The organism is Phycisphaera sp. (assembly GCA_025916675.1).
In the GTDB taxonomy this organism is placed as follows: Bacteria; Planctomycetota; Phycisphaerae; order Phycisphaerales; family UBA1924; genus JAHCJI01.
The window spans coordinates 3357306-3370012 of sequence record CP098402.1; the positions used below are offsets into that span (position 1 = coordinate 3357306).

Annotated in this window: 11 protein-coding genes and 1 pseudogene; 5 read left to right on the forward strand and 7 right to left on the reverse strand. The window is 66.3% G+C overall.

Going from position 1 to position 12707, the window contains the following annotated elements; genetic code table 11:
- Window positions 1-17: 17 nt before the first annotated feature.
- On the reverse strand, window positions 18-1133 hold the full coding sequence (locus tag NCW75_14375; GenBank protein ID UYV12471.1) for a hypothetical protein: 1116 nt from the start codon (window positions 1131-1133) through the stop codon (window positions 18-20).
- Between the two features lie 190 nt (window positions 1134-1323).
- On the opposite strand from NCW75_14375, the gene NCW75_14380 reads away from it, so the two are divergent.
- The gene (locus NCW75_14380) at window positions 1324-2301 is read left to right on the forward strand and encodes a prepilin-type N-terminal cleavage/methylation domain-containing protein (GenBank protein UYV12472.1); all 978 of its coding nucleotides are present in this window, start codon (window positions 1324-1326) and stop codon (window positions 2299-2301) included.
- Here NCW75_14380 and NCW75_14385 read toward each other — a convergent pair.
- Both NCW75_14385 and NCW75_14390 read right to left on the reverse strand, forming a co-directional pair.
- A complete protein-coding gene (locus NCW75_14385) occupies window positions 2261-3187 on the reverse strand; it encodes a hypothetical protein (protein ID UYV12473.1) in 927 nt (308 codons plus the stop codon). The two genes, NCW75_14380 and NCW75_14385, sit on opposite strands and share 41 nt — an antisense overlap.
- An 8-nt stretch (window positions 3188-3195) precedes the next feature.
- Entirely contained in the window at window positions 3196-4020 is an 825-nt protein-coding gene (locus tag NCW75_14390; protein ID UYV12474.1) for a hypothetical protein, read from the reverse strand.
- 98 nt (window positions 4021-4118) lie between these two features.
- Here NCW75_14390 and NCW75_14395 point away from each other — a divergent pair, with 98 nt between their 5' ends.
- Window positions 4119-4643, forward strand: a complete 525-nt coding sequence (locus NCW75_14395; protein UYV12475.1) for a hypothetical protein — start codon at window positions 4119-4121, stop codon at window positions 4641-4643.
- A 26-nt stretch (window positions 4644-4669) separates the two neighbouring features.
- Window positions 4670-6070, forward strand: a complete 1401-nt coding sequence (locus NCW75_14400) for an excinuclease ABC subunit UvrC (GenBank protein ID UYV12476.1) — start codon at window positions 4670-4672, stop codon at window positions 6068-6070.
- A gap of 3 nt (window positions 6071-6073) precedes the next feature.
- On the opposite strand, the gene NCW75_14405 is transcribed toward NCW75_14400, so the two are convergent.
- From NCW75_14405 to miaA, 3 genes and pseudogenes are all read right to left on the reverse strand, one after another.
- Complete coding sequence (locus NCW75_14405) at window positions 6074-6559, reverse strand: topoisomerase DNA-binding C4 zinc finger domain-containing protein (GenBank protein ID UYV14200.1); 486 nt, start codon at window positions 6557-6559, stop codon at window positions 6074-6076.
- Between the two features lie 135 nt (window positions 6560-6694).
- Window positions 6695-8707 (reverse strand): annotated as a pseudogene (topA, locus tag NCW75_14410) (type I DNA topoisomerase).
- Between the two features lie 377 nt (window positions 8708-9084).
- The gene (gene miaA / locus NCW75_14415) at window positions 9085-10053 is read right to left on the reverse strand and encodes a tRNA (adenosine(37)-N6)-dimethylallyltransferase MiaA (protein UYV12477.1); all 969 of its coding nucleotides are present in this window, start codon (window positions 10051-10053) and stop codon (window positions 9085-9087) included.
- 68 nt (window positions 10054-10121) lie between these two features.
- On the opposite strand from miaA, the gene NCW75_14420 reads away from it, so the two are divergent.
- Window positions 10122-10565 (forward strand): hypothetical protein, encoded by a 444-nt coding sequence (locus tag NCW75_14420; protein ID UYV12478.1) that lies wholly within the window; start codon window positions 10122-10124, stop codon window positions 10563-10565.
- Between the two features lie 90 nt (window positions 10566-10655).
- Here NCW75_14420 and trpS read toward each other — a convergent pair whose 3' ends face one another.
- Window positions 10656-11726, reverse strand: coding sequence for a tryptophan--tRNA ligase (gene trpS, locus NCW75_14425; GenBank protein ID UYV12479.1), 1071 nt, complete (start codon window positions 11724-11726; stop codon window positions 10656-10658).
- A gap of 94 nt (window positions 11727-11820) precedes the next feature.
- On the opposite strand from trpS, the gene NCW75_14430 reads away from it, so the two are divergent.
- Window positions 11821-12705 carry a hypothetical protein gene (locus NCW75_14430; protein UYV12480.1) on the forward strand — a complete coding sequence of 295 codons (885 nt, stop codon included), beginning with the start codon at window positions 11821-11823 and terminating at the stop codon, window positions 12703-12705.
- Window positions 12706-12707: the final 2 nt, after the last annotated feature.

A 12707-nucleotide genomic window follows, 5' to 3' on the forward strand; every position in this document is an offset into this window, starting at 1 on the left:
TATCGAAGCGGGTTTGCTCAGGCGGCTTGGATGTCTCGCACGGCCTTGCCGCGGCCGAGCTGGCGGAGGGCGCGGGGCCGTTCCTGTTGGGTGAGGTGGTCGGTGACGGCTTGCCAGTCCTGGATGGCCCTGGTCTCGCCGCCGCGGCGGCGGATGGCTTCGGGCGAGGTTCGGCAGGTGAGGAATACGGTGGGGCCGCCGAAGATGGGGCGCACGGGCTCGGTGGAGTCGAAGTCTTCGGGATACCGGGCGAGCGTGTCGGGGTTGGTCACCTTGCTGGTCATGGCGTGGAGCACGAACTCGTAGGCGGTGACGCCCAGGCAGACGATGGCCTTGAGGTTGGGCATGTTCTTGATGACGAAGCGCAGCGTGGGGGCGACGATCTTGCGGACCTGGTCGCGATGGGCGGCGAGCTCATCGCGTTCGTTGGAATTGATCAGCAGCGGGCCAAAGGCGGTGCCGGCCAGGACGCCCCGGCTCGCCAGGGGGAAGGCCAGGCGGGCCAGCCCATAGGTGGCGGAGGTTTCGTTCTGGCAGTACGGGCGTAGGGTGTTGCGTTGCAAGCGTGCCTTGACCACCTGCACGTGGGTGGGGGCCGAGTCGAGGACGAGGACCTTCCCATCCCACCGGCCGTACACGGACTCGAGGGCGAACAGCCGTGGTTCTTCGGGGAGGATCTCGTAGACGCTGGTGAAGCCGGGGGCGCGCACGTCGCGGATGTGCTGTGGGATGGGGGGCGTGCGCATGAGGCGTGCCTGGGCGCTCTGGCCGGCGGGGGCGTTTGCACCGAGCAGGAAGGCCCGAGCTTCCTCGGCGGTCATGCGCTTGGGGTTGGGCTTTGGCTTGGACTCCGCGGCGACCCTGGCCTTGCGACGCTGGGCGGGACGCGGGGGCTCGGCCTTTGGCTGGGGCGCGGGCTTGGGCTGGGGCAGCATGCCGACGCTCGGCCCGAGCCCGCTGGTGAGGCTGCCCTCGAACAGGCCGGCCATCTCGCTCAGGAGGTTGGGCGCGGTGCCAGCGGCCGACGCCTTCCCGGCCCGGGGGTGAAGGGCCGACATCTTGAAGACGGCCGGGCGGGGCTCGGTGGTCTCGACGCTCTGGGGACTGGTCTGGGTGTTGGTTTGGCTGGCCATACCCGGGTTATCGAACGTGCGCGGGGGCGGCTTGAGTCCGAAATGTAAGAAATCGAACCGCAGTGGCAGGAACTGCGCGTTGGTTATCGGAAGAATTACCGTTCGTGGCTGCGGTGCAACCTGGGAGCGGGTCGGGCGTAGTACGGTGTGGGGTGGTCGGCAAGATCGGTTCTGGTGCGAGGAGGCCCCGATGGGCAACGGCAGGGCGCGTGGATTTACGCTGATCGAGCTGCTGGTGGTGATCTCGATCATCGGGGTTCTCATGGGCATCCTGATCCCGGCGCTGGCTGGGGCGCGGCTGACGGCGCGATCGACGGTCGGGGTGGCCAACCTGCGGAGCTTGTCGCAGCTCATGATGCTGTACGAGCACGAGCAGCGGTTCTTCCCCACGCCGTTCAACTCCGAGGATGGCCGGGGGCGGCGCGTGCCGGGCACGGTGTGGAGCGACGCGCTGCACCCGACCCAGGACGAGCCGGTGTGGAACTTCGAGGTGCCCAGCGCCCCGCAGTGGAGTACGGAGTTCTTCGGGGTGTACTGGTATTCGTGGCTGAGCGATTGGAACGCGCAGGGCGGGCGCGACACCGAGGTGCAGTACTCGCCGGCCGATCGGCTGGGGCTTGATCAATTGAACCAGTATCGGTCGTTGCAAGAGAGCCGCAACGGGCAATACCTGTGGCCTTCGAGTTATTACATGAGCCCGACGCTGTGGAGTGCGCCCAGCCGGTTCGGGGCGGGCACGCGTGGAGCAATGAACGCCGGGACGCTCGCGCCCACGTCGACGGCGAGCATCGGCCAGCCGGCCGACAAGGTGCTGCTGTGGGAGCGTGCGGATTTTGCCAAGAACAACAGGATCGCGATCAGCGGCGGGAGCGCGACGCGGCAGAAGATGGCGCCCAACTGGTGCAACCCCGAGGCGCGGCCGCACGTGGCGACGGGTGACGGCGGCGTGCGGCAGGCCGACATGCGCAAGATTGGCGAGGCGGCGGCGGAGAACGACGAGTTCTTGCCGGGCGGGCGCATCCAGCCGAGCGACCTGATGCCGCTGTTCCCGAGTTGGCGGCCCGAGCGGCTCCAGCCGCTGGGCGGCGTGGCGGGGAGCGATGGGGAGTATCCGCTGTACTTCTGGGCTACGAACGGTGGGGTTCGTGGGGTTGATCTGCCGCGGTAGGGGTGAAGCCCATGCCCTTGCGGAAGTAGGCGATGGCGAAGAGGGCGACGGCGATGCTGAGGCCCATCGTGATCGGCCACCCGTAGGGCGGATCGATGGGCAGCAGATTCGGCGTGGGGAATTGGCTTGTCGCCGGAAGGCCGAATAGCCTGAAGACCCCGTCACTACTAAACGACAAGGTTGCCGGCAGCGTGACCAAGGGCGCCATGGTTCCCACGGCCAGGCCCATGAGTAGCCTGGAGCTCAGCGTTCGGCTGCGCTGGGCTAGCGACTGCAGATAGAACACCGTGTACACGGGCAGGAAGATGAAGGCCAACCACAGGATGAAGATGTGGTCGAGCGGGCTGCGGCTGCTCCAGGTGAACTGGTCCGTGCCGACGAGCGCGAAGATGATGGCGGACATGGCGGCCGTGGCCACGGCGATGCAGGCCATGATGCGGATGACGGTGCGGAGCATCTTGGCCCTGGCGTCTTCGCCGGGGAGGCGTTGGGAAGAAAGCGCCCACATGTGCTGGGCGGCGACGCCCGTGGCGATGAGCAGCAGGGCGCTGCCGAAGATCGTGCAGAACAGCGGGGCACGGCCGGCGAGGGTTGTGCTGATCAGCGTGTACCCAATGGACAAGAGGGCGAGGCCCGCCAGTGCGAGGGCACCGGCCTTGGTCAGTCCTCGTGTGCCCTTATCCACGGCGGCGAGGAACGACGGCGGCGCGTGTTCGATGCTGATGAAGTTGACCGAGGGTGCGATTCGGTCGCCGCACTCGGGGCACTTGGCGCGGATGTCCATGCCGGAGATGTCGTAGCGGCAGCCCAGGCACATCGCGCCCTGGGGCGCCTTGTCGAGCAGGTCGGGGTCGATCTGTGAGCCTTGGCTGGTGTCGCCTGCCATGGATGAGCTTAGGTCTCTGTGGACGGGTTATGGATTTCGGCCTGCACGCGGCGGACGCATCGCTCGGCCATGCGGGTGCGCAGGGCGTGGGTGAGGAAGAGCAGGCCGATGGCGCCGATGATGAGGAGGGCGAGAGCGAGGCGGTTTCCGATGAATGCCAACGGGGTGAGCAGCACGCAGGCGAGCGAGCCGTAGGCCGTGGTGTATTGGAGGCGTGACCAACTCGGGTTCTGGCCGCAGCGTGCGATGATGGAGTTGGCGTGATCGAAGAGGCAATAGAACAAGCCGCCCGCGCACGCGAGCGAGATCGGGCCGGTGATGATGAGCAGGCAGCCGGCGGCGCCGCCGGTGACGATTGTCAGGACGAGGCTCCCGACGAACGGGGCGACGCACCACCAGAAGCATTTCGAGATACCAGAGCGGCCGGGCTGGTCGAGCGTGCCCCGGGCGTTGCGATGGCGTGTGCTGATGAGCACGCAGACAACGAGGCCATAGATCAAGCCGGCGGCGACGGCGGGAAAGCCGAGGACGCCGATCGATGCGATCAAGCGGGCGGTTCGTGGGAGTTGCGGTACCGACGCGAGGGTGATGGATGCCAACGCGAGGAGGGCGAGGCCGGCCAGGACGATGGCGTCGGCGGCGATGAGGTTGCGCAGTTGGGTTCGGGCGGCGCTGATGAACCTCGGGTGGGCTTCTCGCAGGGCGTTGGTGGGCGTGGTGGTGGGTGCTCCGTAGCCGCACTCGGGGCAGGGGGTGCCCCAGGGCAGGCCGGCGAGGCTGTACGTGCAACTCGCGCAGGCGAGGCCTTCGGGGATGGTGTCGGCCTCGGGCATCGTCCAGTGTAAGGGTGCGGTGTTTTCGGGCGTGTCTTGCCCTTCCAATGCGCCGCCGTTTCCGATACAATGGACTGTCATCAAGGCGGAAACCTGGTATGAGCGATAAGTCCGCATTTGAAGAGGTCCTGGCCGAGATCGGCCGGCGCATCGACGCCGTACTTAACGGCGTGCGCGAGTGGCGTGAGCGGATGCACAATCGCATGGCGACGGGCGGGTTGTTCGAGCGGTTCCAGCGCCCGATGTCGGGCGGCCCGAGCGCCAAGGAGAAGCTGGACGAGCGCGTGGCGACGCTGCGCGAGGGATTCGAGGGCGGGTCGATGAGCCCGAAGGTGGTACTCGGGGCGTTCGGAGCGGGGGCGGCGCTGGTGCTGGTTGTGGTGCTCGTGCTCGTGTTTGGCTTTGGGATGTTCCGGGGCACGGGGCTGACGGCCTCGGACCTGGAGAACGATGCGCAGCTGCGGGCGGCGGCCGAGAGGGCGCGGGCCGAGCAGGAGGGGACGCTGAACCCGGCGGCCATGATGCAGCAGCAGGAGCGGGACCGGGCGGTGGCCGATGAGGTGCGAGAGGCACGGCATGGTGGTGGGGACTCCGGCAAGGGCGGGGCCCAACCGGGCGGGTAGGTTTCGCGGGCTCGTACAATGTGAGCGTGGCCGACGAACCAGTGAACGCCGAGCAATCTGGAGAGCAGGACGAGGGACGTGCCGAGCGGTTAGCGCGGTTGCTCAAGCGTGCGCGGTCGCTGCCGGCGGTGCCGGGCGTGTACCTGATGAAGGATGCGCGGGATGTCGTGGTATATGTTGGCAAGGCTCGGAAGCTGCCGGATCGTGTGGCGAGCTACTTCGTGCCCAGCGCGGACCTTGGGCCGGCCAAGGGGCCGATGCTGGACGTGGTGGCGGATGTTGACTTCATCGAGTGCGAGACCGAGTTCGAGGCGCTGCTGACCGAGAACCGGCTGATCAAGGACATCCGGCCGCGGTTCAATGTTCGCTTGACGGACGACAAGACGTTCCCGTATCTGGTGATCACGCAGCGGGAGGACTTCCCGCGGGTGTTCGTGACGCGGAACCCCGCAGGCGTGCGGGCGGACGGTTCGACGCCCGAATACATGAAGGGCGCGAAGGTGTTCGGGCCGTTCGTGAACGCCGGGGCGCTGCGCGAGGCGGTGCAGGTGGCCCAGAGGGTGTTCAAGTTCCGCGATTGCAAGCTAGATATTGTCGAGGGCGATCCGAAGAACAAGTACTTCCGGCCTTGCTTGCTGTACAGCATCGGGCAGTGCACGGCCCCGTGCGCCGACAAGGTGACACTGACGGCGTATGGCGAGCAGGTGGATCGGTTCGTGCGGTTCATGGGCAGCAAGCGGAGCAAGATGCTCGTCGAGCTGCGGCGGGAGATGGCTGAGGCGAGCAAGGGGTTGGAGTTCGAGCGGGCGGCGGAATTGAGGGATCAGATCGCGGCGATCGAGAAGCTGGAGGAGCGGTCGACCAAGCGCGACGGGTGGCAGCCGGAAACCGAGATCGGGTATGTCGATCCGGAGAAGGGGTTGCGGAGCTTGCAGAAGACGCTGGGGCTTGACGAGCCGCCGCGCGTGGTCGAGGGGTTCGACATCGCGCACCTGGGTGGCAACGAGACGGTCGCGAGCAAGGTGTGCTTCGTGGATGGGCGGCCATTCAAGAGCGAGTACCGGCGGTTCAAGATCAAGGGCACGGGGAACGACGATTATGCGTCGATCCGGGAGGTTGTGAGCCGCCGGTATCGCGAGGCGGGCGCTGGGCACGAGTTGTATCCCGACGTGATTTTGATCGATGGCGGACTCGGGCAACTGCACTCGGCGATGGAGGCGCTGCGCGAGATGGACGTGCCGGCGCCGATGGTGATCTCGCTGGCGAAGAAGGAAGAGCTGATTTATGTGCAGGAACGGGAGGCTCCGATCCGGCTCGGGCGCGAGAACTTCGGGCTGCGGCTGTGCCAGCAGGTGCGCGACGAGGCGCACCGGTTTGCGCGGCATTACCACCACGTGTTGAGACGGAAGAGGGTCGTCGGCGAGTAGTCGTCAGGCCGACTTGGCGACGGCATCGGCTTTGGGTACCGGGCGCTCGTGGGTGCTGACGGCGTCATCGGGCATGGTGTCGAGGACGAGTTGCGAGATCGTTGGTGCGTGCTCGAGGGGCTTGCCCTTGGCGTCGGTCAGGGGGGTGCCATCGAGGCGCTCGATGATGGGCGTGGGGTTCTCACGCTCGTGGGCTTCGAGCTTGTTTTCCAGCTCTTTCTGCTTCTTCTCGTCCAGTTCGCTCCACTTTCCGCGGCCGCGGCACTTGGGGAAGCGCGAGCAGCTCAGCCACGGGCCGCGGGCGCCATTTCGTAGATTGAGCGGGGCCTCGCAGGTTGGGCAGGGCAGCTCGGTCTCGATGGGCGGCACCGAGGGCGCGACGACGTGGCCCTTCTTGTCGATGTTCAGGATCAGGCCGTCCTCGGGGCTCTCGCCCTCGGCCAGATCGGTGGCGATGAAGGGTCCGAAGCGGCCCGTGCGGTGGACCATTGGGCGGCCGGTGCGCGGGCAGCGGACGTCGACGTACTCGATGGGGCGGGGCTTGCCCGTGCTGTCGACGGGGCACGCGTAGTTGCAGTCGGGGTAGTTGCTGCAACTGAGGAATCGGCCGTTCTTGCCGAAGCGGTAGACGAGCTCGGCGCTGTCGCGTGGGCAGAGGTAGTCGCTGGGCTGGATCTCGGCCTTGGCGTGCTGGAGGTTTTCGAGTGCGTGCTCGAGGTTCTCTTTGAACGGTCCGTAGAAGCGCTCGAGCATGTCGATCCAGTCGAGGTGCTCTTCTTCGATCTTGTCGAGCTCGGCTTCCATCTCGCGCGTGTAGCCCAGGTCCATGATGCGCGGGAAGGCCTCGATGAGCTTGTCAGTGACGACTTCGCCCAGGTCGGAGGCGTAGAAGCGGCGCTCGCGTTGCTCGGCGTACTTGCGATCCTGGATGGTCTGCACGATGCTGGCGTAGGTGCTGGGCCGGCCGATGCCCTCGCTCTCGAGCGTCTTAATAAGGCTGGCCTCGGTGTATCGCGCGGGTGGGTTGGTGAAGCGCTGGCGCGGGTCGATGGCGAAGGCGTGGAGGGTCGATTGCTCCTGCACGGTGGGCAGGGTGGCCTCGTCGCTGGCGGTTGGCACGCCGGCGACCTTGTAGAAGCCGTCGAAGACGAGGACGCGACCGGTGGCCTTGAACGTAAGCGTGTCGGGCTTGCCACCATCAATAAAGACGGCGGTGGCGTCCCACTGGGCGGGTGTCATCTGGCAGGCGACGAAGCGTTGCCAGATGATCTCGTAGAGGCGGGCCTGGTCGGGCTTGAGGCTCTTGCGCACCATGTCGGGCGTGAAGGCGACGTTGGTGGGGCGGATGGCCTCGTGGGCCTCCTGGGCGCTCTTGTTGGTGCTGCCGAAGAAGTTGGGCTTCTCGGGCAGGTACTTGTCGCCCCAGATCTTGGTGATGTGCTCGCGCGCCATGTTCAGCGCTTCGCCGGCGATGTGCGTCGAATCGGTACGCATGTAGGTGATGAGGCCAACGGGCCCCTCGCCGGGGATGTTGACACCCTCGTACAGGCCCTGGGCGGCGCTCATGGTCCGGCGGGCGCCGAAGCCCAGGCGCGTGCTGGCGGCTTGCTGGAGCGTGCTCGTGATGAACGGCGCGGGCGGGCGTGAACTCGTGCGCTTGGTCTCGATGGAGCGGACGGTCCAGGGCATCGCCGGGTCGGGCGTGCCGGTGATGGCGTGCTTGAAGCGGGCGGGGCCCTTGGCTTCCGGATCCTCTTCGCTCTCGACATTGATGTTTGTCAGGCCGGCGGACTCGAGAAGCTTAACCACGCGCGGGGTCAGGTCGGTGGGCTCTGCGTCACCGGGCTGGCCGATGTCGAATTTTTGGCCGGCGACTTCGACCAGTTCGGCTCGGAAGGCGCCGTGGTCGGCCAGCCAGGCATTCTGCATCTTGAGGGGCGGTGGGTTGCCCTTGTCGTCGCGCTTGGCGAGCAGTTCGGTCCATTGTGGGGCGAGCTTGCTCGCGGTGGCCTGGTCGCCGGTGAAGCTGGCCGAGACCGACCAGTGCTCATCGGGGATGAAGTTGCGGATCTCGCGCTCGCGCTCGACGACGAGGCGGACGGCCACGCTCTGCACGCGGCCGGCGCTCAATCCTCGCGTGACCTTCTTCCAGAGCAGCGGCGAGACCTGGTAGCCCACGATGCGGTCGAGGATGCGCCTCGCCTGTTGGGCGTTGACCTTGTCGACGTCGATGGGGTGGGGGTTGTTGAAGGCCTTGCCGATCTCGGCCTTGGTGATGGCGGCGAAGACGACGCGCTTGGCGTCGGCGGCGTCGATGCCGATCTCTTGCGCCAGGTGCCAGGCGATGGCCTCGCCCTCGCGGTCGAGATCGGTCGCGAACCAGACCTTGCCGCCGCTGCCCGTCGCGTCGGTCGCGGCCCGCTTGAGCTCCTTCATCACCGCTTCCTTGCCGCTCAACACGCGGTAGGTCGGGGTGAAGCGCTTCTCGAGGTCGACGCCGGGCACGGGGCTCTTGTCGCCCTTGTCGGCCTTCTCGGGGAGGTCGCGGACGTGGCCGACGCTGGCCAGCACAACGTACTCGTCGCCCAGGTACTTATTGATGGTCTTGGCCTTGCTGGGGCTCTCAACGATGACCAGGTCCTTGCCCTTGGCGGCGCCGGCTTTGTAGCCCGTGCCGCGGCTGGATCGGCCACCACGACCCCCGCCCGCCTTGGCGGCGGTCTTCTTGGCCACCTTTTTCGAGGTCGTCTTGCCGACCTTCTTGGTGGTCTTTTTCGAGGTTCGTTTGGTAGTCTTCTTGGCCATGGGTCCTGTCGCTTGTTCTGCCTGCTTCCGGCGGCGCGGTCGCTGGACAGGGAAGGTTGCCGGCGGGGCGATGTCAAGCGCCAGCCGGCCGATGGGGCCGCTCCGACACTCGGACACGGCTTTCCATCGGCTCTGAATCGGCCCGGGGGCCCGAGATATTCATACTGCTTTGGTGGATCGGGCGTGGACAGCCTGCCGAAAACCCGTGGCTAATCCGTTGTAAAACATTGTTGCACAAGAGTTTGTGTGAAGGTGCCCGCGTCCTCGGATTCGGGATGGAATGCCAGCCGTTTGGGGCTGCTGGCGGCCTGCGAGGCCAGGCGGCGGAGCCAGGTGCGCTGGTTCTTGGCAAAGCGGCGGGTCTCGATTTTTGTCCGCTCGATGGTGGAATCGAGGGGAAATCCGGATTGCAAATGTGCGAGGATTTGTTTTGTGCCCAGGGCCTGGGCGGCTTGCGGGCCCAGGCGGTTGGCTTCCCAGAGGTGGCGGGTTTCCTCCACCAGGCCGGCCTGGACCATGGCCTTCACGCGGGCGTTGATGCGGGTGTTGATGGCCTCGGTCGGCCACTGGAGGGTGACCAGGAGCAGGCGGTCGGCCAGGGGGCCGGTCCCACTGTCCCACTGGTTCTGGTGGTCTGAGATGGGCGTGCCGGTGATGCGGTGGACCTCGATGGCGCGGATGGTGCGGCGTTGGTCGGCGGGGTGGATGCGCTGGGCGGCTTGGGGATCGACGAGTTCGAGTTCGGCCCGGAGTTCCGCCGGTGGCATCGCGCGGAGTTGTTCGCGCAGGGCGTCGTCGGCGGGGGGGCCATCGAACAGACCGTCGATGAGGGCCTTGATGTAGAGGTGGGTGCCGCCGGCGATGATGGGCCAGCCGCCCGCGGCCTCGATCTCGTCGATCCTCTGTGTCGCCAGTTCCAGCCACTGGGCCACGGTGAAGGGTTCGGTCGGTTCGACGATGTCGATCAGGTGGTGGGGCACGCCGTCGCGTTCTTCCCTCGTCGGCTTGGCGCTGGCGATGTCCAGGCCGCGGTAGACCTGGAAGGCATCGGCCGAGATGACCGCCGCGTGCGGTGTGAGGCCACTCGCCTCGGCCAGCTTCGCGCAAGCGATGGCCAGGCCGGTCTTGCCGCCGGCGGTGGGGCCGGCGATGACGGGGATGAGCGGGCGGAGGGGCATGAATAAAGATAACCATTGAGTGGCGTCAGTGACTAGGCATACGGAGGGCCGACTGGCTACCTTCGTGTGTGGAAGACCGATTCACGGCACATCAAAGGCATGTCCTGCTGGCGATCGCTCGCGTGGCTTCGAAGGCGTACCAGGACAAGTGGTGCATCCGCGAGGCCACCGCCAGCGAGTACGCGCTGCTGGATGAGATCATTTCGGACACGCTCGAACTGGTCCAGTGGAACGTGGAGCGGCGGGAGCGAGCCGTGCAAAGAGCCCGCCCCGATCTGGCAGCCGGTCCGTGGACTCCAGTGGAGCTAAAAGCGCTCCAGCGGTTTCTTGACCTCGCGGGCGGCCCGTTCACGGACATCCCGTGCCATGAGGCCAGCCCCACGATCGAGCAGTTGGTCCACGAAGATCCCCGCGTGGCCCGGATCAGTGACGCGGCTCAGGCGTGCCTAGACGCGTACGGCGTGAGCGTGGCGCTGGAAGAGATCGAGGCTGCCGACGAGGCACGATCATGAAGTTTGGGTGTTGGTCCGCGTGCTCACGCACGCGGCTCGGAAAGAGCCCTCTTCTACTCCAAGCCCTCCGCGACCTCCGCGTTCAACTTCTTACCTCGGAAACCGCAACTCCCGCCCGAAGAAATCCAGCCCCATCGCCGCCTTCGCTCTTGCCAGTGTGTCTTCGGCCACGGCGTTAGCCTTGTTGGAGTGGTCGCGAAGGATCTCCAACACCACCTTGTCGCCCGCCTCGCCCGCGAGCTCGGCGCGTTTCTCGCGGATGGGGGCGATGAGCTCGTCGATGGCCTGGGCGACCTCGACCTTGATGTGGCCGTCGCCGATGTTGTCGCCGGCGGCGTACTTGGTCTCGAGTTCCTTCACGCGGGTCTCGTCGCGGATGAAGGCGCGGACGTAGTCGAAGAGGGCGTTGGTGGTGTCGCCGGGCTCGTCCATGGTCTGGCGCCCGGTATAGAGCTGGCCCATCTTCTTCTTGATCTGCTTGAAAGTGTCTCCCAGCATGATGGCGTTGTTCAGGCTCTTGGACATCTTTTGTTTGCCGTCGGTGCCGACCAATCGCCCGATGCGGCCGACCTTGGCCTGGGGGATCGGGAACACGCCGCCCAGGGCCTCGTGCTCGTGGTCCTCGGCGTGCGGGTCGACGCCGCAATAGACCTGGTTAAAACGCCTCGCGGCCTCGCGGCACATCTCGATGTGGGCGACCTGGTCCTCGCCCACTGGTACGAGCTCGGGGCGGAAGGCGAGGATGTCGGCGCACTGGCCGACGGCGTACATGGGGAAGCCGAAGGAGTAGGTGTCGCCCAGGTCCTTGTCCTTGATCTCGGTCTTGAGCGTCGGGTTCTTCATGACGCGGTTGAAGGGCAGCAGCATGGCGAAGAACCACGTGAGTTCGGCGATGGCGGGGACCTCGGTCTGCAACACGAACACGGCGCGGCTGGGGTCCATGCCGACGGCCAGCCAGTCTTTCACGATCTCGAAGGTGCTCTCGCGGATGCCCGCCGGCTTGTCGGCCCGGGTGGTGTAGGCGTGCATGTTGGCGATGAGGAAGAAGCAGTCGTACTCGTCCTGGAGCGCGACGCGGCTCTCGAGGCTGCCCACCAGGTGGCCCAGGTGGAGCTGGCCGGTGGGGGTGTCGCCGGTGAGGATTCGGGGTTTGGTGGTCATAGGCGGAGAGGGTAGGGAGGGCGTTCGCGGGTCTTCTCGAAGTCTTCATCGCGATCGCGGCGGTTTTCGTTACAATGCTAAAAGGAGGTGGAGCATGCGGTGGTGGAAGATCATCCTTGGATCGTCGGCGGCGCTCGCGGGGCAGGTGGCGGCCCAGGATCGCGAAATCAGCCGGATCGTCGAGGCCGAGGCGCTGGCGCTGGTGTTCGATGATCCGGTGCGCGACCGCGACCTGGCATCGTCGATGGAGGCTGGTGACTTTGTTGAGTCGGTGTCGGCCCTCGCGGCCATCCCGCCGTTCGCGTCGAATCGATCGCGTGCCGAGCAGGTGAGCTTCTTTGTTCCCGATTCACCAATGGCGGGCGGCGACCTCATCGACGCCTCGGGCTCGGCCGTGGCGCAGCTGTTCATCCAGGGATTTGGCGAGGCATACGCCACGAGCCTGTACCGCCTGGAGTTCGTGGCGGCCGGCTCGGCGACGCTGCTCATCGAGGACTTCGAGCTGCTGGTCGATCGGGCCTTCGATGGAATCGTGTCTCGTGATCGTCCCGGCGATGCGGGGGCGTCGATCCGGTTGGTGAACACGGGCACGTTCGAGGTCGAGTTCGAGGTGGAGGCCGTGCTGGACGACATCGGCACGCGGCTGCTGCTGCGGCCCGTGGCGCCTATCGAGATCGCGCTCGATCCGGGGGCCTACGAGCTGCGCATTGCGGCGACGGCCGCCGATCGGACCGACGGCTTCGAGGAGGTCAGCGACAGCCTTGCGGCCGCGAGTTATTTCTTTGAGGCGACGCTCTTCGAGGCCGACGCGTGCGGGGCCGATCTCGATGGTGATGGCGTGCTCACCGTATTCGATTTTCTTGAGTTCCAGAATCTGTTCGATGCGGGCGATCTCGCAGCCGACTTCGATGGTGATGGCGAGCTCACGCTGTTCGACTTCCTGGCGTTCCAGAACGCCTTCGACCTCGGTTGCCCGTAACT

Excerpts from the sequence above, each read along its gene's own strand:
- NCW75_14375 (UYV12471.1), bottom strand. The coding sequence starts at position 1,133 with ATGGCCAGCCAAACCAACACCCAGACCAGTCCCCAGAGCGTCGAGACC.
- NCW75_14380 (UYV12472.1), top strand. The coding sequence starts at position 1,324 with ATGGGCAACGGCAGGGCGCGTGGATTTACGCTGATCGAGCTGCTGGTG.
- NCW75_14385 (UYV12473.1), bottom strand. The coding sequence starts at position 3,187 with ATGGCAGGCGACACCAGCCAAGGCTCACAGATCGACCCCGACCTGCTC.
- NCW75_14390 (UYV12474.1), bottom strand. The coding sequence starts at position 4,020 with ATGCCCGAGGCCGACACCATCCCCGAAGGCCTCGCCTGCGCGAGTTGC.
- NCW75_14395 (UYV12475.1), top strand. The coding sequence starts at position 4,119 with ATGAGCGATAAGTCCGCATTTGAAGAGGTCCTGGCCGAGATCGGCCGG.
- NCW75_14405 (UYV14200.1), bottom strand. The coding sequence starts at position 6,559 with ATGGTCCACCGCACGGGCCGCTTCGGACCCTTCATCGCCACCGATCTG.
- miaA (UYV12477.1), bottom strand. The coding sequence starts at position 10,053 with ATGCCCCTCCGCCCGCTCATCCCCGTCATCGCCGGCCCCACCGCCGGC.
- trpS (UYV12479.1), bottom strand. The coding sequence starts at position 11,726 with ATGACCACCAAACCCCGAATCCTCACCGGCGACACCCCCACCGGCCAG.
- NCW75_14430 (UYV12480.1), top strand. The coding sequence starts at position 11,821 with ATGCGGTGGTGGAAGATCATCCTTGGATCGTCGGCGGCGCTCGCGGGG.